This window comes from Herbiconiux sp. SALV-R1 (assembly GCF_013113715.1).
GTDB lineage: Bacteria > Actinomycetota > Actinomycetes > Actinomycetales > Microbacteriaceae > Herbiconiux.
Window position 1 is genome coordinate 668136 of record NZ_CP053344.1, and the last position, 22092, is coordinate 690227.

At 67.3% G+C, this 22092-nt stretch carries 19 protein-coding genes; 9 read left to right on the forward strand and 10 right to left on the reverse strand.

Going from position 1 to position 22092, the window contains the following annotated elements; genetic code table 11:
• Position 1 precedes the first annotated feature (1 nt).
• The 4 genes from HL652_RS03335 to HL652_RS03350 form a co-directional block, all read right to left on the reverse strand.
• The gene (locus HL652_RS03335; protein WP_171703982.1) at positions 2 to 1588 is read right to left on the reverse strand and encodes a hypothetical protein; all 1587 of its coding nucleotides are present in this window, start codon (positions 1586 to 1588) and stop codon (positions 2 to 4) included.
• A gap of 69 nt (positions 1589 to 1657) precedes the next feature.
• Complete coding sequence (locus tag HL652_RS03340) at positions 1658 to 3001, reverse strand: MFS transporter (protein ID WP_171703983.1); 1344 nt, start codon at positions 2999 to 3001, stop codon at positions 1658 to 1660.
• A 2-nt stretch (positions 3002 to 3003) separates the two neighbouring features.
• Positions 3004 to 3990: an amidohydrolase family protein gene (locus HL652_RS03345; RefSeq protein WP_171703984.1), complete on the reverse strand. Its 987-nt coding sequence runs from the start codon at positions 3988 to 3990 to the stop codon at positions 3004 to 3006.
• Entirely contained in the window at positions 3987 to 5306 is a 1320-nt protein-coding gene (locus tag HL652_RS03350) for a homoserine dehydrogenase (RefSeq protein ID WP_171703985.1), read from the reverse strand. Before HL652_RS03350 ends, HL652_RS03345 begins: the two co-directional genes overlap by 4 nt.
• A gap of 157 nt (positions 5307 to 5463) precedes the next feature.
• Between HL652_RS03350 and otnK the strand changes: the two genes are divergently transcribed.
• The 3 genes from otnK to HL652_RS03365 are packed head-to-tail and all read left to right on the forward strand — an operon-like array spanning position 5464 to position 8239.
• Entirely contained in the window at positions 5464 to 6732 is a 1269-nt protein-coding gene (otnK, locus tag HL652_RS03355) for a 3-oxo-tetronate kinase (protein ID WP_171703986.1), read from the forward strand.
• The gene (locus HL652_RS03360; RefSeq protein ID WP_253743617.1) at positions 6729 to 7397 is read left to right on the forward strand and encodes a class II aldolase/adducin family protein; all 669 of its coding nucleotides are present in this window, start codon (positions 6729 to 6731) and stop codon (positions 7395 to 7397) included. Before otnK ends, HL652_RS03360 begins: the two co-directional genes overlap by 4 nt.
• Positions 7398 to 7423: 26 nt before the next feature.
• Positions 7424 to 8239 (forward strand): DeoR/GlpR family DNA-binding transcription regulator, encoded by an 816-nt coding sequence (locus HL652_RS03365; RefSeq protein ID WP_171703987.1) that lies wholly within the window; start codon positions 7424 to 7426, stop codon positions 8237 to 8239.
• A gap of 13 nt (positions 8240 to 8252) precedes the next feature.
• On the opposite strand, the gene HL652_RS03370 is transcribed toward HL652_RS03365, so the two are convergent.
• Entirely contained in the window at positions 8253 to 8738 is a 486-nt protein-coding gene (locus HL652_RS03370) for a MarR family winged helix-turn-helix transcriptional regulator (protein ID WP_171703988.1), read from the reverse strand.
• A 26-nt stretch (positions 8739 to 8764) separates the two neighbouring features.
• Between HL652_RS03370 and HL652_RS03375 the strand changes: the two genes are divergently transcribed.
• Both HL652_RS03375 and HL652_RS03380 read left to right on the forward strand, forming a co-directional pair.
• Positions 8765 to 9892 carry an LLM class flavin-dependent oxidoreductase gene (locus tag HL652_RS03375; RefSeq protein ID WP_371743562.1) on the forward strand — a complete coding sequence of 376 codons (1128 nt, stop codon included), beginning with the start codon at positions 8765 to 8767 and terminating at the stop codon, positions 9890 to 9892.
• Positions 9885 to 10598: an NADPH-dependent F420 reductase gene (locus HL652_RS03380; RefSeq protein WP_171703990.1), complete on the forward strand. Its 714-nt coding sequence runs from the start codon at positions 9885 to 9887 to the stop codon at positions 10596 to 10598. The genes HL652_RS03375 and HL652_RS03380 overlap by 8 nt, the downstream gene beginning before the upstream one ends.
• A gap of 156 nt (positions 10599 to 10754) precedes the next feature.
• Here HL652_RS03380 and HL652_RS03385 read toward each other — a convergent pair whose 3' ends face one another.
• A complete protein-coding gene (locus HL652_RS03385) occupies positions 10755 to 12113 on the reverse strand; it encodes a hypothetical protein (RefSeq protein WP_171703991.1) in 1359 nt (452 codons plus the stop codon).
• A 61-nt stretch (positions 12114 to 12174) separates the two neighbouring features.
• Here HL652_RS03385 and HL652_RS03390 point away from each other — a divergent pair, with 61 nt between their 5' ends.
• Entirely contained in the window at positions 12175 to 12384 is a 210-nt protein-coding gene (locus tag HL652_RS03390) for a hypothetical protein (RefSeq protein ID WP_171703992.1), read from the forward strand.
• A gap of 98 nt (positions 12385 to 12482) precedes the next feature.
• On the opposite strand, the gene HL652_RS03395 is transcribed toward HL652_RS03390, so the two are convergent.
• The 4 genes from HL652_RS03395 to HL652_RS03410 all read right to left on the reverse strand — a co-directional run bounded on the left by HL652_RS03395 (position 12483) and on the right by HL652_RS03410 (position 18845).
• The gene (locus HL652_RS03395; RefSeq protein WP_171703993.1) at positions 12483 to 13871 is read right to left on the reverse strand and encodes an HNH endonuclease signature motif containing protein; all 1389 of its coding nucleotides are present in this window, start codon (positions 13869 to 13871) and stop codon (positions 12483 to 12485) included.
• A 240-nt stretch (positions 13872 to 14111) separates the two neighbouring features.
• The gene (gene murJ, locus HL652_RS03400) at positions 14112 to 15740 is read right to left on the reverse strand and encodes a murein biosynthesis integral membrane protein MurJ (RefSeq protein ID WP_171703994.1); all 1629 of its coding nucleotides are present in this window, start codon (positions 15738 to 15740) and stop codon (positions 14112 to 14114) included.
• 532 nt (positions 15741 to 16272) lie between these two features.
• Positions 16273 to 17592 (reverse strand): DUF4041 domain-containing protein, encoded by a 1320-nt coding sequence (locus HL652_RS03405; RefSeq protein ID WP_171703995.1) that lies wholly within the window; start codon positions 17590 to 17592, stop codon positions 16273 to 16275.
• Between the two features lie 5 nt (positions 17593 to 17597).
• Positions 17598 to 18845, reverse strand: a complete 1248-nt coding sequence (locus HL652_RS03410) for a hypothetical protein (RefSeq protein ID WP_171703996.1) — start codon at positions 18843 to 18845, stop codon at positions 17598 to 17600.
• A gap of 88 nt (positions 18846 to 18933) precedes the next feature.
• Here HL652_RS03410 and HL652_RS03415 point away from each other — a divergent pair, with 88 nt between their 5' ends.
• The 3 genes from HL652_RS03415 to HL652_RS03425 all read left to right on the forward strand — a co-directional run bounded on the left by HL652_RS03415 (position 18934) and on the right by HL652_RS03425 (position 22085).
• The gene (locus tag HL652_RS03415) at positions 18934 to 19254 is read left to right on the forward strand and encodes a nucleotide pyrophosphohydrolase (RefSeq protein WP_171703997.1); all 321 of its coding nucleotides are present in this window, start codon (positions 18934 to 18936) and stop codon (positions 19252 to 19254) included.
• Positions 19241 to 21043: a DUF2075 domain-containing protein gene (locus tag HL652_RS03420; protein ID WP_171703998.1), complete on the forward strand. Its 1803-nt coding sequence runs from the start codon at positions 19241 to 19243 to the stop codon at positions 21041 to 21043. The genes HL652_RS03415 and HL652_RS03420 overlap by 14 nt, the downstream gene beginning before the upstream one ends.
• 652 nt (positions 21044 to 21695) lie before the next feature.
• Positions 21696 to 22085 carry a (deoxy)nucleoside triphosphate pyrophosphohydrolase gene (locus HL652_RS03425; protein WP_171703999.1) on the forward strand — a complete coding sequence of 130 codons (390 nt, stop codon included), beginning with the start codon at positions 21696 to 21698 and terminating at the stop codon, positions 22083 to 22085.
• The last annotated feature ends 7 nt before the right edge of the window (positions 22086 to 22092 follow it).

Below are 22092 nucleotides of genomic sequence, written 5' to 3' on the forward strand. Positions count from 1 at the left end.
CCTAGCGGTCGTCGGCCCGTGCGTCGACGTCGTTGCGACCGCGGCCGGTGGGAAGAGCGGGCCCGCCCGGGGGCAAGACTTCACCCAAGAACTTCTCGAAGGAGGGGAAGAGGGCCGCGTGGTCGCGGGAGGCGCGTTCGGCCTCGAGCCCGATGCGCAGCACGTCGTTCAGGGGCATCGCGTCGGCGTCGAGGCGGGCGCGGAGCGCCGCCATGCGCTCGTAGGGGGAGCCGCCCGCATCCGACTCGGCACCGGATGCGATGCCGAGCCCCGCCTGCAACGGCGCCAGGTCGGGCAGCACGCCGAGCGACCCGGGCACCTCGACCGTCGCCATCGGCAGCCGTCCGGGCGTCGGGACGGGCAGCACCCGCACGGGGTCTGACAGCACCTCGACCTCGCCGTGGGCGTTGCGGGCCCGCACGCTGATGCGTCCGCTCTGCCGCGCGGTGAAGCGCTCCGACACCACGCGCCGCGCCACCTCGCGGGTGATGAACGCGCGGCCCGGCAGCTCGATCGTGACCTGCTGCGCGCCCGACACCGAGATCTCGAGCCGCACCTCGTCGCCCTCCGCCACGAGCGCCGGGCTCACGTCGACGCTCCGGATGACGGGTGCCGCGAGATTCTCGAGCAGCACGCCGCGGAGGTAGCCGTACCAGTCGGCGGCCGACGGGCGGTGCGAGGCGTCGTCGGCGAGCGCATCCGTCATCAGCTGCAGCCCGGTCGCGTCGAACACGGTGCGCACGCGATCGGGGTCACGACTCCGCTCCAGCCCCTCGCCCGCCGGTGCGAGCACCCGCAGGATGAGCAGCGCGAGCTTGTACCGATCGGTCGCGGGAGTCTGCACCGACGGAGTCGTCGTGAGCGCAGCATCCGCCTCGCCGTAGGCCTCGGGTGCCGCCCAGCCCGCGCTGTTGCGCTGCAGCGCCTCCTCGCCCGCGAACGCCGCACCCTCGCACCCCACGACGAACGCCGACGCCACCTCGCCCGCCCCGAACAGCACCGACCGCTCGCTCAGGTCGCCGAACACGACACCGTTGCGGTGCAGCAGTTCGACCAGCACGCACACCCGGGCGAGCACGGTGATGCGGGTGAGCAGGTCACGCTCCGACACCACCGCGGCTCCCGCCCGCCGAGCGCGCTTCGGCGCGCCGACCAGCCACTTCACCTGCTGCGGCGCCTTGCTCCCGCGGCTGCCGCCCTCCTCGACGGGCACGAAGTAGAACGGATGCGCGGCCAGCGGCACGAGACACCCCACGACCCCGCCGTCGTCGCCCTCCACCACGGCCAGCGGCCACGCCGCCACCCCGTCGAGCGTCGCCCGGTCGCGCGCCTCGAACCCCCAGCGCAGGGCGACGAGCCGCGCGAGGGTCGCCGAGTTCCAGAACGGGGCGTCCGCGTCGCGGAACCGCACGAACGCGAGCCCGCCGCGGTGCCCGGGCACGGTGAAGCTGTCGAGCCGCAGCGCCTCGGTCGCCGGCCCGCCGCCGATCGGCGTGCGCGCTCCGAGGTCGGCTTCGCGCACCCGGATGCCCGCGGCCCGCGAGACGGGTCGCCCGTCGGCGGCTTCGGGGGGCTGAGACTCTGACACGAGGAGCGAAGTTACCCGAGCTACATCAGCGTTGTCTGAGGCGTGCGTGGACGGGGCCGGCGGGCCTCGTCACGAGACCCGCTGAGGGTGCCCCGCATCCGACCCGATCCCGGCCACCGGCGCCACGTCGTCCTCCCGCGGCACCCGCCCGCTCCGCTTGATCGTCAGCACCAGCACCGCCCCGAGCAGCATGATGCCGCCCGTGATGTACAGCGCCACCGTGGCCGACCCGAGCGAGTCCTTCACCGCACCGATGAGGTACGGCGCGGCGAAGCCCGCGAGGTTGCCGGTCGAGTTGATGAGCGCGATGCCGCCGGCGAGGGCGGTGCCCGCGAGCATCGAGGTCTGGAAGCTCCAGAAGATGGCCGGGATCGACAGCGCACCCGCGTTGGCGAGCGACAGCCCGATGACGCCGAGGATGGGGTTCGAGGTTCCCGCCACGATGCACAGCGCGAACCCGAGGGCCGACAGCACGAAGGCCGCCGCGATGAACTTCTTGCGCTCGCCGACCCGGTCGGAGAGGAAGCCGAAGGTCACCATCGAGACGATCGCGGCGAGCGACGGGATGGCCGAGATGAACCCGATCGCGATGGGGCCCGCGAACCCGAGCTCGCCGACGAGGTTGGGAAGCCAGAAGCTGATGCCGTAGAGCGCGAAGTTGTAGGAGAAGTAGACGGCCGTGAGCATCCAGATCAGCTTGCTCTTGAACACCTGGCGCAGCGGCGTGTGGCCACCGGCGGGTGCTTCGGCGGCGAGCAGGGCGCCGAGGCGGTCCTTCTCGGCGGGCTTCAGCCACTTCACGGTGCGGTAGTCCTCCTGCAGCACGAACAGGATGACGATGCCGAGCAGCACGGTGGGGATGGCCTCGATGAAGAACAGCCACTGCCAGCCGGCGTGCCCGCCGATGCCGTCCATGTTGGCGAGGATGACGCCCGACACCGGTCCACCGATGAGGCCGGAGGAGGCGAGGGCGATGTAGAAGATGCCCCAGGCTCGCCCGCGGCGGCTCGGCGGGAACCACGACGCCATGTAGAACAGGATGCCGGGGATGAAGCCCGCCTCGGCCACACCGAGCAGGAACCGCAGCAGGTAGAACAGCCACTCGCTGTTCACGAAGAACATGAGCCCCGAGATGATGCCCCAGGTGATCATGATGCGCGCGATCCACTTGCGGGCGCCGACACGGGCGAGGATCAGGTTCGAGGGGATCTCGAAGATGAAGTACCCCACGAAGAACAGGCCGGCGCCGAGGCCGTAGACGGCGTAGGAGAAGCCGAGGTCGGCGCTCATCGTCTCCTGCGCGTAGCCGATGTTCACCCGGTCGAGGTACGACAGGAAGAACCCGAGCATGGCGAGGGGGAGGACGCGCAGCATCACCTTGCGGAAGAGCTTGTCGTCGTTGACAGTGTTCATGGTCAGCTTTCTGTGGTGGGGTTCGGGAGGCCGACGCGGTACACGCGTGCGGCCGTGGCGTGGAACAGCTGGTCGAGTTCGGTGACGGATGCTCCGGCGGCGCCGGTGAGCATCACCTCCATCACGTCATCGAAGGTGGGTGCCGTCAGGGTGGCGACGGGCAGGTTCGAGGCGAACATCGCGCGGTCGAAGCCGAAGATCTCGAGGGTCTCGCGCACGACGGCGATGTTCGAGTCGCGGTTCCACACGTTGCGGTAGAGGCCGAGCTCCGACACCTTCACGCTGATGTCGGGCAGGGCGGCCAGCCGCCGCATCCCGTCGCGCCAGACGGCGAGACCCTCGTCGCTGCGGTCGAGCGGCAGGCCGCAGTGGTTCACGACGACCCGCAGACCGGGGATGCCCGCGAGAACGTCGGCGGCCTCGGCGAGGTGGTAGAACGGCACGCGCAGGTCGTACGAGAACCCGTAGCCGGAGAGCTTACGCAGCCCGGCGACCCAGCGCTCGTCGTGCAGCGAACCGGGCCGGCCCGCGACGGCGCCCGAGCGCGCGGCCCTCGCGTCGGCGGCGATGACGGGCTTCGAACGGATGCCCCTGACCAGCGGATGCGCGGCATGCCCCGCGAGCACCTCGTCGAGGTCGTCACTCAAGAACGACGCGTGCGCGACGACGGCCGTCGGAAAGCGCGGGTCTTCGGCGTGCAACGACTCCAGGAACTCGTCTTCAGCCACTTCCTCGTCGCGCGAGCGCTCGGCCTCGCAGTGCACGGTGCCGATCACCGACCAGCCGTGCGTGGCGGCGAGATACTGCTCGCGCAGGAAGGTGTGGCGCATGGCGTTGTAGTCGCCGAGGAAGAAGTCGGGGTTGTACTCGTGCTGGATCCACGGCCAGCTGCCCTCGCCCTCCAGGTTCCAGAAGTGGTGATGGGCATCGAGGATGCGCAGGTCGTAGCCCTGGGGGAGCATCTCGCGCTGGAGGGTCTCGGCGTTCACAGCGCGAACCCCTCGGTGAACGCGCCGAGCGCACCGGCCGGCATCTCGTCGAGGTCGGCGAGCTCGATCAGCTCGCCCGCCGCGACGTCGCGCGTGAGCACCGCGCCACTCAGCAGGTAATAGGGAGCGACCCCGGTTGCGACCTCGCGGTCGACGATCGCCGTCGCGACCCCGGCGATCTCGTGGTGATGGCCCTCGACACGGAACCGCGTGCCTGCGGCCAGCGGTGCCGCGGCCCGCGCGGCGAGCACGGTGTGCTGCCGGGGCGTGCGCGCCGGCGCGGTGCCGTCGAACGCGTCGAGCACCGTCAGAACGGTCTCGACCCCCATCGCGTGATACGGCCAGTAGATGCAGGCGTACTCGCCCGAGCGGGAGACCACGTGTCCCTTGCCGCGCAGCAGCTCCCAGGTGACCGGGTCGTTGGTGCGCACCACGGCGAACACGCCGCCGGCGAAGCTGGCCTCGCCCGGCAGGCGGAGCATGGAGAAGACGTCGACGACGCGGTCGCGCATCCGGATGCCGCCGTCGGCGCGCGCGGTGTAGATGTCGGCGAGCTCGTCGGGCCGGGCGACCGGGTAGTGCAGGGCTTCGACGTCGGCGCGGGCGCCGGTGTACAGGGAGACGACGGCCATCTCGCAGGAGTCGGCGGCGGCCGAGCGCTTGAGCGTCGAGACGGCGGATGCTCGTGCCGTGAGTGTCGCCGCCACGTCGTCGCCGAGCGTGAGCAGGCCGGGGAGCTCCGGGGCGTCGACGGTCTCGTCGAGCTGGGTGACGGTGCCCGCCTCGGGATCGAGGACGAGGTCGTACTCGCCCGACTTGCCGAGGGCGACGACCTCGAGGCCGGTGCGCTCCACCCAGTCGAGCAGGCGCAGCAGGTTGGCGGGCTGGTCGCCGTCGCCCGGGAGGTAGCGCACGCCGGCGGCGGTCGCGGCGGCCGAGAGGCTCACCCCGGCGAGCGACTCGACCTCTTTGCTCACCATCACCACGTGCACGCCGTGGGCGATGGCGGTGGCGGCGTAGTCGTAGCCGGCGTCGATGCGGCCGGTGGCCTCGACGAGCACGTCGACGTCGGCCCAGTCGACGGCGTCGGCGGAGGCGACGAGGGCGGCTCGCTCTCGTGCGGGGCCCTCGAACTCGAGCTCGTCGAGCATCGCCGCTACGCCCTCGGTGTCGGGGTCGATCAGCTGGGTCACCACGAGGCGCGGAACCGCGCGCACCTGCGCCAGGAAGGTGCGGCCGAATCCGCCGCGCGCTCCGGTGAGGGCGACGCGGATCGGGGTTCCCGGCTGTGTCGGGTGCACGGGGGAGGTCACCATTGGTCCCATCTGCGCGGCTCGTTCCACGCGGTCGATCTGACGATTGGCCCACCATACACACGATCTGAACAAATTTTCAAACTTTGCAACATCAATTCACATGTGATGTGATTGCGGAGCCGAACCCGTGCATCCGCCATCTCGAAGAGGAGTCCCCTTGCTGCGTCTGGGCGCCATCGCCGACGACTTCACCGGAGCGACCGACCTCGCCACCTCGCTGCGCGAGCGAGGGTTCCGGGTCGCGGTGCTGCTGGGCGCCGAGGCGATCTCCTCGGGCGCGAGTGACCTCGACGATCTCGACGCCGTCGTCGTGGCCCTCAAGACCCGCACCGTTCCCGTCTCCGACGCCGTCGCTCAGTCACTCGCCGCGCTCCGCGGCCTGGCCTCCCTCGACCCGCAGCAGTACTTCGTGAAGTACTGCTCCACCTTCGACTCCACGCCCGCGGGCAACATCGGGCCCGTGCTCGACGCCGTGCTCGACGAGGTGGGGGAGCGCCGCACCGTCGTCGTCCCCTCCTTCCCCGACAACGGCCGCACGGTCGTGCACGGCGAGCTCTTCGTGAACGGCGAGCCGCTCAGCGACTCCCCGATGCGCCACCATCCGCTCACGCCGATGACCGAGTCGCGCGTGGCGAGCATCCTGCAGCCGCAGACCTCGCGGGCGATCGACGAGGTGCCGGTCGAGGTGGTGCAGCGGGGCCCGGATGCGGTGCGTGCCGCCCTCGACGCCTCCACCGCCGCCTACCTGGTCGTCGACGCCACCACGAACGCCGAGCTCGAGACCGTGCAGGCGGCCACCCGCGACTGGCGCGTGCTCTCCGGCAGCGCGGGCCTCGCCTTCGGCATGCGCGGAGAGCACGACCCGGCCCTGCAGCGCTTCGACGCGCCGGCGGGCCGCCGCCTCGTGGTGTGCGGCAGTGCGTCGGCGAAGACGCGGGCGCAGATCGCCCACGCGCTCAGCTCTGGCGCAGCGGGCTTCAAGCTCGACGTCGACCGGGCAGTTGCGGCACCGGATGCCGTCGTGGGCGAGGTGACCGAGTGGCTCGCCGGGCTCGCGGAGGAGGCCGTGCCGGTCGTGTACTCCGTGGCGTCGCTCGACGACATCCGGGCCGGTGAGGCCGCCGCGGCGGAGGCCGTCGAGGCGGTGCTGTCGCGTGTAGTGGTCGAGGCGGTCGAGCGTCTCGGCGTGCGCCGTGTGGTGGTGGCGGGTGGCGAGACCTCGGGCGCCGTCGCGACAGCGCTCGGCTGCACGCGTCTGCTCATCGGCCCGCAGCTCGCACCCGGCGTCTGCTGGTCGCTCACGCGCACCGGTGAGGCGGGCGACGGGGCGGGCCGAGCATCCGGAACCGACGTCGCGCTCGCCCTCAAGTCGGGCAACTTCGGGGCCGACGACCTCTTCATCTCTGCCTGGGAGGCACTCTCGTGACCGAAGCATCCGACCCGCGCGACACCGTGATCGCGATGGGCGAGCGCATCGCCGCGGCCGGCATCAGCCCCGGCTCGAGCGGCAACCTCAGCGTCACCTCCGGCGACCTCGTCTACGCGACCGGCACCGGCACCGACCTGGCCCGCCTCACCCGCGCCGACATCGCGGTGCTCGACCGCTCGGGTGCGCGCCTCGACGGGCCGCGCGCCTCCAAGGAGACTTCGCTGCACCTCGCGTTCTACGCGAAGAACCCCGCGCACTCGGCTGTGGTGCACGTGCACTCGCCGCACGCGGTGGCGCTGTCGTGCCTCGAGCCGTGGAGCGAGTTCAGCGCCGTGCCGCCGCTCACCCCCTACTTCGTGATGCGGGTGGGGCAGGCCCCGCTCATCCCGTTCCGGGTGCCCGGCAGCCCCGAGCTCGGCGAGCTGGTGAGTGCCCTCGACTTCCCGTTCCAGGCCGCGGTGCTCTCGAACCACGGGCAGATCACGAGCGGCCCCGACCCGGAGTCGGCGGTCGAGGCGGCGATCGAGCTCGAGGAGGCGTGCCGCATCGCGCTGCTCACCGAGGGGCGCCCGCGCCGGGTGCTGCCGACCGCCGATGTGGCGGCGCTGAGCGAGAAGTGGGGCACGCCGTGGTCGACGGTGGCGGAGTCGGTCACGCTCTAAGCTGGTCGCATCGACAAGGAGGTGCCGTGTCCGATTCGGAGGAGACGCCGTTGATCCCCGATCAGCGGCGCGAGCTGATCGTGAAGCACCTCAGGCGTGAGTCGGTGATGAGCTACCACCAGCTCACGGCGCTGCTCGGAGTGAGTCAGATGACCATCCGTCGCGACATCGCCGCCCTCGAGGCCGCCGGCCGGGTGCTGGCGACGCCGGGTGGTGCGAAGATCTCGTCGCGCCTGTCGGTCGAGCCCTCGCGTCTGGAGAAGTCGACGCAGGATCTCATCGAGAAGGATGCGATGGCCCGCGAGGCCGCCCGCCTGGTGAGCGACGGGATGACGGTGTTCCTCGATGCCGGCACGACCATCCAGGCCATGCGCCCCTACCTCGACGGGGTCGCCGACCTCACGGTGGTGTCGAACGACCTCGCCGTGGTGAGCTCGTTCCTCGACCACCCCACGGTCGACATCATCGCGCTGGGCGGGCGGGTCGAGAAGGCGAACCAGTCGACGGTGGGGCGGCTCGCCGCGCTGACGCTGCGCGAGCTGTCGGTGGATGTCGCGTTCCTCTCGTCGAGCTCGTGGGACCTGCACCGCGGCGTCACCACCCCCGCCGAGTCGAAGGTCGAGCTGAAGAAGGCGGCCCTCGAGGTGGCCTCGGAGGCGGTGCTCGTGGCGGGCGCGTCGAAGTACGGCACCTTCGGCCGCTATCGCATCTTCGGCCTCGACGAGGTGGACGTGGTGATCACGGATGCTGCGCTCAGCGACTCGGCCGCGAGCGGGATCCGTGAGCACGGGGCTGCGCTGGTGCTGGCCGATCCGGGCGGGGCGGCGCGCGCAGCGGGCTGAGAGGTCTACTCGCTTAAATTTTGTCCAGGTGGCGCCTGAGCGCAAGGGTCGTCGCTTCGACGGCGTCGAGATCGGCCTCCGACGGCGGTTCGAACGCCTCGACGAACAGCTCCTGCACCGCGCGAAGGTGGGCGACCGACGCCACCCTGAACCGCGAGGCGCCCTCCGCGGTGAGCGTGACCTCGGCCCCGCGACTGTCGGCGGCGGAGGGGGCGCGCGAGACGAGCCCGCGCTTCTCCATGCGGCCGAGGTGGTGCGAGAGCCGGCTGCGTTCCCAACCGACGGTCTCCGCGAGTTCGGAGGAGCGCATCCGCTTCCCGGGCGCCTCCGAGAGGGCGAGCATCACCGAGTAGTCGCCCGCCGACACACCCGACTCGGCCTGCAGTCGCGCGCCCAGCAGCGACCGGATGCGCGCCCCGGTTTCCACGAAATCGCGCCACACCCGCAGGTCGTGCGGGGTGGGCGACGGGCGCCGGTGTGCGGGGCGGGAATTCTCCACGGGTCCTCCTAGTTGACATGTCAATCATGATCGAATTCGGACTCAACTCGTTCGGCGACGTGCCGACGGCCGCCGGCAGCGCCGGCCCTGGCGGCACCGCCGCTGCACCCCGCACTCTCACCGACGCCGAGACCGTCCGCCTCCTCGTCGACGAGGCCAAGCACGCCGAGCGCGTCGGCCTCGACATCTTCAGCCTCGGCGAGCACTACCGCGAGGGCTACGTCGACTCGGCCACCCCGGTGCTGCTGGCTGGCATCGCGACGGCGACCGAGCGCATCCGTCTCGGCACCGCCGTCACGGTGCTCAGCACCAACGACCCGGTGCGGCTCTACAACGAGTTCTCGACCCTCGACGCCCTGTCGAACGGGCGGGCGCAGCTGGTGCTGGGGCGTGCATCCCAGACCCAGTCGTTCCCGCTGTTCGGCTACAAGCTCGACGACTACGAGACGCTGTTCGAGGAGAAGCTCGAGCTGTTCATGCGGCTGCAGCGGGAGGAGTCGGTGACCTGGGAGGGCACGGTGCGCACCCCGCTCACCGACGTGACGCTGCACCCGCGGATGCGGCCGGGCGGCATTCCGACCTGGATCGGTGTGGGCGGCAGCCCCGAGTCGGTCATCCGTGCCGCGCGCTGCGGCCTGCCGCTGCTGCTCGCCATCATCGGCGGTGAGCCCGAGCGCTTCGCCGGACACGTCGACCTCTACCACCGCGCCCTCGCCCAGTTCGGTCAGCCGGCGCAGCCCGTCGGCCAGCACGCCCTCGGTCTCATCGCCGACACGGATGAGGAGGCCGCCGAGACCTGGTGGCGCTCGTGGCAGCCGCTCGTCACGAGCATGGCGCGCGAGCGCGGCTTCTACCCGCCCACGCGCGAGCGCTACGAGCTCGAGCTCGAGACCGGTGCGCTGTTCGTCGGCTCGCCCGAGACGGTCGCGCAGAAGATCGTGCGCATGACGCGGTCGCTCGGCATCACCCGCTTCGACCTCAAGTACGACATCGGCGGGCTGTCGGTGGAGGCGAGGGCGCGCACCATCGAGCTGTTCGGCACGGTGGTGGCGCCGCGGGTGCGGGAGCTGCTGGAGGCGTCGGCGGCCGACGCTGAGCAGGCACCTGATGCGCCCACCCACCCCTTGGCCAAGATCGGTTCCACCCATGCCTGACGCCGCGTCCCTCTCCACCCTCCCCACCATCGGCATCCTCGGCGCCGGCAAGGTCGGCACCGTGCTCAGCCGCCTCCTGCTCGCTGCCGGCTACCGCGTGCTCATCGCCGGATCCGGCAGCCCCGCGAAGATCTCGCTCATCATCGACGTTCTCGCTCCCGGCGCTGTCGCGACGACGGCGGAGGAGGTGGCGCGAGCATCCGACATCGTCCTCCTCGCGCTGCCGCTCGGCAAGTACCGCAGCATCCCCGCCGACCTCCTCGCCGGCAAGGTCGTCGTCGACGCGATGAACTACTGGTGGGAGGTCGACGGCCTCCGCGACGACCTCGACGACCCGCGCGTCTCGACCAGCGAGCTCGTGCAAAGCTTCCTGCCTGATTCCCGCGTCATGAAGGCCTTCAACCACATGGGCTACCACGACCTCGACGAGGGCCCGCGCCCCGCCGGATCCCCCGACCGCAAGGCCATCGCCCTCGCCGCCGACGACGCCCAGGCACTCGCCGCCGCCTCCACCCTCGTCGATGCCGCCGGCTTCGACCCCGTCGCCGTCGGCACCCTCCACGACAGCATCGTCCTCCAGCCCCACGGCCCCCTCTTCGGCGCGAACATCACCGCCCCCGAGGTCCAGGATGCGGTGGCCGGCTTCTGGTCGACCGCCCGCGGCGCCGAGGTGGCGGCCGCGAGATCGGGCAAAAGTTCGACTTAGAGCTGTAGGATTCCCGTCACACCCCCGGATACTTCGGTTACCGGTTAGAAGGCCTCAGGCAACTGGGGCCTTCGGAATTTAAGCCCACCTCGACGGCTGGTGGAAGGATCCGTTCGCCGAACCCGGGCCAGACCGGCCAGGCGGCCGGTGGCTCCTTCACGGCTCCCGCACCACCGGTGGTAGCAGGCGCCAGCCGGCGAGGAGCACGAGCCGCTCGGCGTCTCTCCGCTTGGCCCGGTGCACGGCGATGAAGGCGAAGATCGACCAGGCGATCATCGCGGCGCCCACGACGATCGCCGCGATGGCTCCGATGATCGGCACGCCGTCGGGTTCGACCACCAGGAAGATGCCGACCATCACCACGATGAATCCGAGCACGCTGGCGACGAACGCGAGCGCGCGCCGAAGGCGCAGGGCGGGTTGAGTCCAGGCGGCGAGGAATGGCATGGCGATGCCGAGGTGACGGTCGGATGCGGGGAGCGAGTTCCACGCAGCGTCCGCAAGTCGGCGGCGGCGACGGGTGTCGGCGTCGGCGGAGGCGCACCAGGTCAGGTAGAACAGCACGCCGAACACCATGCCGCCAATCACGCACACCGCGATGGAGTCGTTGAGGTCAGACCCGATCGAGCCCCCGCCCGCCGTCTCGGCGATCACTGCAACCACGATCGCAACGGCGGCCACCACGACCGGCAGCACCGTCACCCAGAAGGCGATGCGACGCAGACGTTGGATAGTCGACACCTCGACGGTCAGCTGGGTGGCGGCTGCAGCATCCGCTTCGGCCCAGTCGGCTTGGATGCGCGCGGCCTCGTCACTGGAGATGGAGTCGGCGGGTGCCGACGGCTTCGCTCGTTCGGGTGAGGCGACGGCGGAAGGTCTCCCGGATGCGGTCGTCCCGTTCTTGGCTTCGACGAACCCCGCCAGCTCGACGAGCAGTGTGGCCGGTGACACTCGTGACTTGCCGCCACCGGTGGTGATCGTCACGGCTGCTGCGCGCTGGCGTTCGGTGAGCCCTGTTTCGTCGACCGCACGTGCAGCATCCGCTTCGATGCGCTCCGCGTCGGGCCCCGTCGGCAGTGCTGCGACGAACTCGCGGAGTGCTGTAAGGCCGTCGGCGTCGAGCCCTCGCATGGGGCGCCCTGCTACGAGCACCCGCACGGAGGGGCCTTTCGTCGACACGAAGCGGTAGCTGAGGTAGGTGGCGGTGCCGGAATCCGACATCGATCGCCACAGCTCGGTGATGGAGTCGAGCGGCACCTCGCGGCCGCGCAGGCGGGCGATGCGGCGTTGCGGATCCCACGCCACTGTGCCGTACGCGAGGCCGAGACCCAGCGCGATGCCGCCGCCGAGCACGAGGAGCAGGGTGATGAAGGCGAGCGCGTAGCTCCAGGCCCCCGCCCCGAGCCAGCCGTAGAAGCCCGACAGCGGCACGGCGAGTGCGAACCCCGCGAAGACCGAGACGCCGGCGATGAGCGGGATCGCCCCCAGTGCCGGATGCCTCCCGATGCGAACCATGCTCAACCGTCGCATGACTGCTCGGACTCGACAATGTGGGAAGGGGAGTACCGTGACCCGCATGGGAACCAGAGCCGGGCGTCTGACGCTCATCATCATCGGCGTCGTCGCCATCCTGTTCGGTGCCCTCTTCGCCGGCCAGGGTGCGAACCTCATTCCGGGTAGCTCGATGAGGGGTGACCCGACGTGGCTCTACATCGGGCTTGCGCTTGTGGTGGTGGGAATCGTGCTCGTGGTGCTCGGTGTGCGTCGTCGTAGGGGCAGTCTTTGACGGGTAGTCGCTTATTGGCCGCGATGATGATGGTCGAGGGCGGCGCCAGTTCGGCGTAGGGCACGCCGTAGGGGCAGTCTATACCCCTTGACCGGTGCTCAGGCAGCTTGGTGCTGTGGCCCGGTGGTGCGTCGCCGGGTGGTCGGTATCGGGGTTTGGGTGAAGTCGACCCAGGTGGGCGGCACGATGTGCGGCACGCCTTCGCGCATGACGAGTTTCCATGATGACTTGTGGAGGTGGGAGTGGTGGAAGTGGCAGAGGAGGACCCCGTTGTCGATGTCGGTGCGCCCTGGTGGATGGTCGTCTGAGACCCATTCTTCTGCGTGGTGTGTTTCGCAGTAGGAGGGTGGTCTGTCGCAGTCGGGCCAGACGCAGCCGCCGTCGCGGGCGGCGAGTGCCCGGTTCTGGGCGGCGGTGAAGAGTCGCTTGGTCTTGCCGTGGTGGAGAATCTCGCCGCGGTCGCCGAAGACGGTGGTGGTGAGGGGGGAGTGGCAGCGCAGCTGGGCGACGGTGGAGGCGGGAACGGGTTCGGTGATGCCGTCGATCCAGCCGACGCCACGGCCGGTTTCGAGGTCGTCGAGGGTGATGTGGACGTTGACGGTGGTGGTGGCGCCGTTGATGCGGGGCATGTCGGGGGCTCCTGCGGCGCGGGCGAGGAGTTCGGTGATGGTGTCGGCGTTCTTCTGCACCTGCGTGCGCGTGTCAGCGGTCGCGAACTCCGCCATGGCTTCGTCTTCACTGAGAAACCGGGGCCCCGTGACGCGAGGGCTCTGCATTGCCTGGATGCTTGCCAGCCACACGCCGCCTTGCTCGGGGGTGAGGGCGAACTTCCCCCGAATCATGCCGTCGCTGGCTTGGGCGATGGTGAGTGAGCGCTGCTGTTGGTGGAGTTCGTCGCGGGGTTCGGCCCCGTCGGGGTCGAGCAGTTCCCGCAGGTGGATGGCGAGTTTCGCGGTCTGGTCAGCGTTCAGGCCCTGCGCAAGGGTCTCGTCAACAAGGGTCTGCTCGGCACTGGCCACAACATCGGGCGCGCACCCGCGCACGGTGAGGTCGCTGCACTGCCGCACGATGACGGAGGCGGCCTCGACTCCGAGCCTTCCTTCATCGATTGCCTGGTCGACGGCCGGGAATGGCGCGGGGCCTTCGCTGCCGCCGAGGAGCATTGCCCCGCGCATCCGTCTTCCGAGTTCAAGCCGTGTCTTGCTCTCGCGTGCTGAGGCACCCGTGACGTTCGAGACGAGCTTGACCGGGCTAGTGAAGTTCTGCGACCGGCTCAACCCCTCATCACCGAGCTCGCTCCGCGACCGCACCCCCACCTCACCGGCAACCCGAACTTGCCCCGCCGACACAACCCGCCCCACAGCCTCAACAGCGGCCATCACCTCAAGCAACTCACCGTCAGAGAGTCCCGAAAGCCGACCAGAGATCTCACCCACGACTGCGCAGAGATCGTCTGTGATCTCGGTGAGCCGGTGGGTGGTTTCCATGATGAGATTCTATCAGAATGCGCTGATGAAAGCTCGTTTTATTCATGGTTGGCAAGCGCGCAGCGCGCGGCAGTTTCGAGGTTGACATGAGCCGCTCGCCACCCACGCAGGCGACTGCCGCGCGCTACGCGCTTGCCATCCATGACCATGGCAATTGCAAGGAGCAGCAATCGCGTCAGCAGCACGGCGCTGCAAGAGTGACCCTTCTGACCCCGACATCCACATCCACACAAGCTCGGATCAGCGAGCCCCGCGCCTCGAATGGCAGAGACGCCAAGCTTCACTCGCTGTCGAGTCGCGGACAAGAATGCCAATTGCGAAGAAGACGATGAGGGCGCAGGCTGTAGCACCGACCAGGTGCATCACAGCTTCGACGGGGCCGGTCATACCGCTCCTGGGCAGATGATCCCATGCCACTCGAGCACAGACTCCGGCTCCGATCGCGACAGCGGTGGCTCTGAGCGCGCCCGCGATAGCCGGACGCCCGGAGGCTGTGACAGAGTCGCGGAAGGCCGGGCTTCGGTGAAGCAGGACGAGGGCCACGATTAGTCCTGCCCATGTCGCCAGACTGGTGACTGCGGCAATGCCCACGACGACGTGGTCGGCTGATATCCACGCGCCAACAAGAAGGGTGCCCACGACCGTGAGAAGTGCGACCACACTTTGGACTACGACCGGTGCGCGAACCGCACCTACCGCATAAAACAGTCTTTGGATGAGAACTGTGAGGCTGAAGGGCGCCAAGCCCCATCCAAGTGCCTGAAGTACCTCACCGATGGGCTGAGCGCCCCAGACGGTCGCGCCGATGGCGGGCCCGATGGCGATGAACAGAGCGGTGAAGAATGCTGAAACGAAGACTACGCGCCGTGCCGTGCGACAGGCGTCGGCCCATCCGCGGTATACATCTCCGGTTGCGAGAGAGAGACTGATGCGGGAGTAGGACGCAGTGATGAGCGACAAAGCCATGACGCCATGGGGTACAAGGAAGAGAAGGTAGGCCGCGGACAGGGAGTTCAGACTCGCTCCGTCAACTCCTTCGATGGTCAGCGCAGCTCCCGCGGCAGACGCGACGTTCGATACGACGACATAGGAGCCCTGCCAGCAGGCCACTCCAAGGAATCCCCACACCACGCCGATGCCGACGTGGGCAAGCCGTCGCAGCCGCAGACGGAGTCTGAGACGGTATCCGAGCGCGGCGACGGGGGCGCCGATGAGTGCGAATTGTGCGACGGCGCCAAGTGTTGCGCCACCACACAGGATGCCAACCATGGTGGGTGTCCATTCTTCGACTCCGACGAGGCCACTGGGTACCAGGGTGAGAAAGGCGAAGAGCGTGCAGATTACTACTGCATTCGAGAGCGCAGGTGCCCAAGCGACGTAGCCGAAGCGCCCGTGCGCCAGCAGTATCTGAGAGAGCGTGCCGTACTGCACCAGAAAGAACACCTGCGGTATGCACCAGAGAGCCATTGCGGCCCCCAGTCTCAGCCAGGAATCGGGCCACGCGCTTGCGTAGGCATTCACTAGTACTGGCGCGAGAACCAGCATGAATGCCGTCAGTGCCAGCGCAAGGTATGTCGTTAGGCTGACGATCTGGCTGACGTGCTCACGACTGTCACCGCTCGCGACTCCTTCTCGCCGTAGAGCCCCTGCAATTTCCGGAACGAGGATCGACGAAAGCGCACCGCCGGCGATGAGGGCGTAGAGGGCCGTCGGAAGGGTGTTCGCAACGTCAAAAATTTGGCCGCCCGGCGCCGCGGTCGTTCCCCCGATGCACATCACCAACAGCAGCGCTTTCGCGAAGCCGAGAATCCTAGAGACGAGAGCGCCCGCCCCGAGCAGCAGCTCGGGACGGGCGGACCTGCGCGTCACCCCGGCCGGTCGCTCAGCAGTAGCCCCATGTGTAGGCCGCGTACGACGGAGAGGATGCTGTGAACGTTCCGCCCGGGGCGACCGACGTGCATTTGCTCCAATCGTTTGCAAACGGGATTGGCACGTTGAAGCGCACCCGCAGGCGCTGAGTCGTCGAGAAGCAGTTCTGCACCGCGCCGTAGTAGAACACGTTGCCGGCGGGCTGTACCTGCGAGTAGCTCCTGAACTTGATTGTGCCCGGCCCTCCACAGGGGCCCGAGGGGCCCGACGTCGATCCGTCAGGTGGAAGCACCGGGGATGCGTTGGCCGGGGCGGCTCCCAATGCCCCGCCAATCAAGGCGATAGCTGCGAGAACGAGTGATCCGCGCAGAGCGAGAGAGTGACGATGTGCCATGTGATTCCTTCCGGCTTCCCCCGGTGAGAGTATTGCGGCGACTTTAGCGTTAATGAAGATAACTCACAATCGAAAGCGAACGGCAATCGTAATGAGCCTTCGTCTCGTTGGGCCGACTGCGTCAGTCTGAACGCTCGACTACCGAGAGATGTCCGCGGGCCAAGCTCCCCGCGACTGCCGGTATTCCGTCGCCGCCGCGGCCTCGGTGAATTCCAGAAGGTTGCCGACCTTCTCCAGGAGCACTTCCCGCACTTCGCCTGGCGTGGCAAAGAAGAACTCCTTCCGGGAGTTCGCCTGATTCAGGGCTCGAGATGCGAAGTGCTTGTGCAATTCGTTCTCGAGAGTCACAGCATCCTCTGAGAAGTACAGAGTGTGTACATCGAATCGGAACGGCACGGATGCTCCGCTGAGCTCCGCAATCCGCTCGAGCGGACGAAGGCGTCGGGTCAGACCGATCTTCACCACTTCGTGCCCGAATGCGCCTTCGTTCGAGATCACGTAGACGTAACCGGCCCGAACGTTTGCCGCCCTGAAGTCGTTCTCCACGATGGCTTCGTCGATGATGGCGAGTCGCCGCAGAAGATCTTCATCCTCCTCGCCCTTGGCCGCCAGGGCGTCGATCGCGTAGGCGATGTGCGCTCTCTCCTTATCGAGCTTGGCGCGCTCTTCCTCGAGCTCCCGCCGAACCTTCTCCTCTTCCTTCAATCGCGCCCGCTCTTCGCGGGCATCCTCTCGCTCCTGCTGTTTCTTCATCAGCCAGTCCGCGGTGAGTTCGATCTCTTCGATTCGCAGCTCATGAAACGCATCGTCGATCCGCATCTCCATGAGTGCGCCAAGTCTCGCGATGGCCGTCCTTGACGCCTCGAGCCGGCGCTTCGCGGTCAGCACATTGCCGGCTCGAAGCGTACGGAGCGCGTTGTCCGTTTCAGCGTTGTACGCCCGCAGCATCAGCTTGCCGAGGTCGGAGGTCATCTTCCGGCCCTGTGCGAGCGAGTTGTTGAAGGTGAACAACTCGCTCTTCGCGATCGCTCGATCGCTCTTGATGACGTTCGCGATACGCGCCTCTAAGTCGGCAAGCCGCTCCTGGTAGGCCGCCGCAGATTCTAAGGGATGGTGATAGCGATAGATGCCGACGTCCTGCAGCACTCGCGCATCATCCAGTTCGATGCTCGCGTCGGGGGAGTCCGAGATCGCGCCCCGTTGGCGCAGCGCCGCATTCTCTGCTTCTAGGTAAGCGATGCGCGCCGCGTAGAAGGTGCTGTCGGCATCAGCGGGAACCTTCTCGTGCTCGGTCGTGGCTAACGACGTGGGGGCGGCGTTCGGCGCAGAATCGTCGATCCACAGCTGCCAGCCCTCAGGAGCAGGGGGCCAGGACGGATCGGGCGTCCAGCCTGCGGGCGGTTGCCACCCAGCAGGGGGCTTCGGCCAGCCGGGTGGCGGATTGAACGCGACCGACATCTCCGTCAGACTTTCCGAACCCCGGTCGCGCTGATCGGAGTCAACGCGAACGGATTCTTCGATACGACCGCACGGAGGTGTTCGAGGGTCGCCGAAGGTGTCACGGCAGATAGATCGAGCTCCATGAACGGTGCGCGCGCAACTGAGGCGACCACGAAGGGCACGTAAATCTCGCGTCCCGTGGCCGGACTGATCGTCTCTGTTCCCAGTTCCAGCGAGATCGCTTGGATCAGTCCGCGGCGATCGGCTTCGAACACCTCGTGCAGACTGCGGAGCGAGACGTTATTGACTACGCCTAGGTAGCGGTCTTTCTGGTCTCTCTGAGATAGATCGGAAGAGGTGATCTCATCGCTCGCCTTCACGTATCGATACGCTCTGATCGTGGGGATTGATGCTGGGCCGGGAATGACGACGCGAAGCTTCAGCTCGGCGTTTGAGGGATCGAAGATCGCTTCGTGGGAGACAGGGAAGTGTTCCGGGTACACGGAGTTGGCAAGCACGATGCTGACGTACTCCTGCACGGCCTCGACCACCCCGTAACCCAGGGCCGCGATCAGTTCGTCGAGTTCCGCGTTCTGCCTCGATGCCTCAGCCTCCCGCGCGTCGCATTCGACGCGGTACGCCCCTAGCGCTTGGTCCAGCGCGTGCTGGCGCTTTCGTTCGGCTTCTTCGTAATCTGCCTGTTGGCGGGCACGTCGGCCGGGAATCTCTTGGGTGTAAGCCTGCCATGCGTAGTAATCGGCTGCGTACTGCGCTTCTGCCGCCGCCTGCGCGTCGGCCATTTTCTTCTTCCGCCCGAACAGCCCGGCGGGTTCTTGCGGCTCGCGCTTCACCGGCAGTGGGGGATCCGGAATCGGAGTCGGCGGTGGAACTGGCACTCGAAGGTCATCCCTCGGGAACGGAGGGTGCTGAACGACCACTCGCAGGCTTTCAAGGTCGACGAAGTCATCGATAGCGAGCGTCGCCATCAGCAGGCCGTCGATCTCGGCGTATGTCTCTGTGAGCCGCGTATTCAGGCTGTCCACTTCGGCCTGCATCGCTTGGACGTGCGCTGCTGCTGCTTCCTTCTCCAACCGCTTGCGATCGGCTTCCGATGCACGAAGGAAGGCGGCCTGGGCGCGCTGGGCTGAGCGCTGCGCGGCCTGGGCTTGTCGCACCGACGCTTCGTACTGCCGTTGTGCTGCTCGGTCGCGCTGCTCCGCAAGCCTCACTTGATGCTGATACTCGGCCAGAATTCCTCGTCGTCGAGCCATGGTGGTCCCCCCTCAGGTATCACTGCTCGTATTCTATGGGCGTCGATCTGCGCTCACTTCGCTGTCGGTCCACTGCTACATTGCAGAGATGCTCACCACCTCCATCCACGAAGAACTCTCCGCCTTCGTAGCCGAGCGCGACTGGGCCCAGTTCCACACCCCCGAGAACCTCGCGAAGAGCATCTCCATCGAAGCCGCCGAGCTCCTCGAACTCTTCCAGTGGGCACCGGATGCGGACGAGCAGCAGATCCAAGACGAACTTGCCGACGTCCTCACCTACGCCTACCTCCTCGCCGCGAAGCTGGGGAAGACGCCCGACGACATCGTCCGAGCCAAGCTCGCGAAGACCCGCGAGAAGTACCCCATCGAGAAGTCCCGCGGCACCTCCACCAAGTATGACCAGCTCTGAGATCGTCCGCCTCCCCTTCGACAAAGCGGAGGTCTCCGTCTGGGCTCGAAGCGGCGACAAACGCATCACCAACTGGCCGGTCGTCTACATCCTCGATGACGGCGACGACACCCGGGGTGCCACCCGCAAGAAGCAGCAGGACCACCGCCGCAAGATCTACGTAGGCGAATCCCTCAACGTAGCCGCCCGCATGCGCCAGCACTTCGCGAGCATCGAGCGCAGCACGCTCACCAACCTCCGCGTCATCCTCGACGAGACCTTCAACAAGTCCGTCTGCCTCGACCTCGAGTCATTCCTCATCGAGATGCTCAGCGGCGACGGCGCCTTCGAGGTACTCAACCGCAACGACGGCATCGTCAACGCCGACTACTACAACCGCGCTGCGTACCAGGCCCAATTCGATGCCGTCTTCGACCGCCTGAAGCTCGACGGCGTCTTCACCCGCACCATCCCCGAGATCATCAACAGCGATCTCTTCAAACTGAGCCCCTTCAAGTCGCTCACCGACGACCAGGCCTTCGCCGTCGAGGGCGTCGTGAAGAGCCTCTTCGACGACCTGCGCAGCAACGACCGCAGCACCACGGTCATCCAGGGCGACCCCGGCACTGGCAAGACCGTCGTCGCGATCTACCTGCTCAAGCTCCTCGCCGACATCCGCGCATCCACACCCCTCGACGCCCTCGACGACGACAGCGACTCCCTCTTCTCCGAGTTCTTCACCGACGAGCACCGGATGCTCCTGCGCGACCTCCGCATCGGCTTCGTCATCCCGCAGCAGTCGCTCCGCAAATCGGTACAGAAGGTCTTCCGCAAGACCCCCGGCCTCGATCCGTCGATGGTGCTGACGGCGTTCGACGTGGGCGAGTCGGCGACCGCCTTCGACCTCCTCATCGTCGATGAGACACATCGCCTGAATCAGCGCGCGAACCAGCCGGCGGCGGCGCTGAACATCAAGTTCCGCGACATCACGACGAAGCTGTTCGGCCACGACGACACCTCAAAGACCCAGCTCGACTGGATCACCGCCAAGAGCACCCACCGGATCTTCCTGGTCGACCCCGCACAGAGCGTGAAGCCGGCTGACATCCCGATCGAGACCCTCGAGCGCCTTGTCGCCGACGCCAAGACGGCCGACCATCACCACCCCCTCCTGTCGCAGATGAGGGTGCGTGCCGGTTCCGACTACGTCGGTCACGTGAGACGGATGCTCGGTGCCGCGCCGGGGTCGGGGTCGCAGTCGCCTGCGTCCCTCCCCGATTTCGGCGAGTACGACTTTCGGATGTTCGACGATGTCTCCGAGATGCAAACGAAGATCGTGCGCCGCGACCGAGAGGTCGGCCTCTCGCGCATGGTCGCCGGCTACGCCTGGGAGTGGAAGTCGAAAGCCGACAAGTTTGCTTTCGACATCGAGATCGGCGAGTTCCGGATGCGCTGGAACAGCACCCAGACCGACTGGATCGCGTCGCCCGGTTCGCTCGACGAGGTGGGTTCAATCCACACCGTGCAGGGCTACGACCTCAACTACGCCGGCGTGATCATCGGCCCCGACCTCCGCTTCGACACGACCACCGGCCGCATCATCGTCGACCGCGCCTCCTACTTTGACAAGAAGGGCAAGGAGGCAAACAAGGCGCTCGGCCGCGTCTACTCCGACGACGACCTGCTCTGGTACATCCAGAACGTCTACGCAGTGCTACTCACGCGAGGCATCCGCGGCACCTACGTCTACGTCCACGACCCGGCGCTCCGAGAGCACCTAAAGCGGTTCGTTTCCCAGACTCAGGATTAGTCAGTCAGCAGAATCGACGTAGTTCTGCAGCAGTTCCTTGACAACGTCGGTCAATGTGCGACCCTGCCGCGCCGCCTTTGCCTGAGCCGCCGAGTAAAGCTCTGGCGGAATTCGGAAAGACTTGTGTGGCGTCTTGGGCTGATTGGGCATTGACCCATGGTGCCAGACGTCAAACACTTGCAGGGTGTACATCCACCTCATATAATGGGTGGTATGACACCCTCAATCATGTTCAGCTCTGTGACAGTTCCGACGTATCTCGCCGACGCGTTCAGATACAGGGCGCGCAGTGATGGTCTGTGTGCAGAAGAGGCCCTCATTTATTTGCTCTACGACTGGGTGAATGATCCCGAACCTAAGTCCGATTGGAAGGATCTGGCGAAGTCTGTCTACGAGTCTGAGCAAGAGCTCGCCGGCCGGGGCAACGCTGACTGCGACGTTCTATTCCTTAGCCGCGGGTACACAGCTGGCCAACTTCGCCGATGCCGAAACTGTGGGATTCGCGTGCCAAAGGTGCTTCGGATCATGCCCTGGAAGGCGTGCTCGGAGGACTGCGCCGATGCACTTTGGGTAAGAGCCAACGGTTTTGAGGTCAAAGACGTTTGAAGTGGGATTGTGGTGTCCCGTCTCCAGTTGCGCAACGCTATAAGGCGTGACCAATCTCGAAGTAGTAGCCGCCGTGTTCCTTAAGGGTGGTCGCGTTTTAGGGTGCCGGCGCGCGCCCGGCAGATCAGCAGCCGGCAAGTGGGAGCTTCCAGGCGGGAAAGTCGAACCGGGAGAGGACCCGCGGGATGCGCTGAGGCGAGAGGTATCGGAGGAGCTTGGGGTCGAGGTCATGGTCGGAGACCTCCTTGACCGCTCGTCGACCGTAGTAGGAACCATGACGATCGATCTCGCGTGTTACTCGGTCATGTTGACCTCGAACGAGCCGTCAAGCAGCACCGATCACGATGCATTGATGTGGCTTGAGCCTGCGAATGTGATGGAACTGGAGTGGGCCACGCCCGATCTCCCTATGATTCGAAAGGTCTCGAAGTGGTGATAGGCGC

Bases quoted from the DNA above. Each gene is read 5' to 3' on its own strand.
- HL652_RS03395 (WP_171703993.1), bottom strand. From the start codon at position 13,871: ATGGAAACCACCCACCGGCTCACCGAGATCACAGACGATCTCTGCGCA.
- HL652_RS03385 (WP_171703991.1), bottom strand. From the start codon at position 12,113: ATGGTTCGCATCGGGAGGCATCCGGCACTGGGGGCGATCCCGCTCATC.
- HL652_RS03340 (WP_171703983.1), bottom strand. From the start codon at position 3,001: ATGAACACTGTCAACGACGACAAGCTCTTCCGCAAGGTGATGCTGCGC.
- HL652_RS03415 (WP_171703997.1), top strand. From the start codon at position 18,934: ATGCTCACCACCTCCATCCACGAAGAACTCTCCGCCTTCGTAGCCGAG.
- HL652_RS03375 (WP_371743562.1), top strand. From the start codon at position 8,765: ATGATCGAATTCGGACTCAACTCGTTCGGCGACGTGCCGACGGCCGCC.
- HL652_RS03390 (WP_171703992.1), top strand. From the start codon at position 12,175: ATGGGAACCAGAGCCGGGCGTCTGACGCTCATCATCATCGGCGTCGTC.
- HL652_RS03380 (WP_171703990.1), top strand. From the start codon at position 9,885: ATGCCTGACGCCGCGTCCCTCTCCACCCTCCCCACCATCGGCATCCTC.
- HL652_RS03420 (WP_171703998.1), top strand. From the start codon at position 19,241: ATGACCAGCTCTGAGATCGTCCGCCTCCCCTTCGACAAAGCGGAGGTC.
- HL652_RS03350 (WP_171703985.1), bottom strand. From the start codon at position 5,306: ATGGTGACCTCCCCCGTGCACCCGACACAGCCGGGAACCCCGATCCGC.
- HL652_RS03410 (WP_171703996.1), bottom strand. From the start codon at position 18,845: ATGGCTCGACGACGAGGAATTCTGGCCGAGTATCAGCATCAAGTGAGG.
- HL652_RS03405 (WP_171703995.1), bottom strand. From the start codon at position 17,592: ATGTCGGTCGCGTTCAATCCGCCACCCGGCTGGCCGAAGCCCCCTGCT.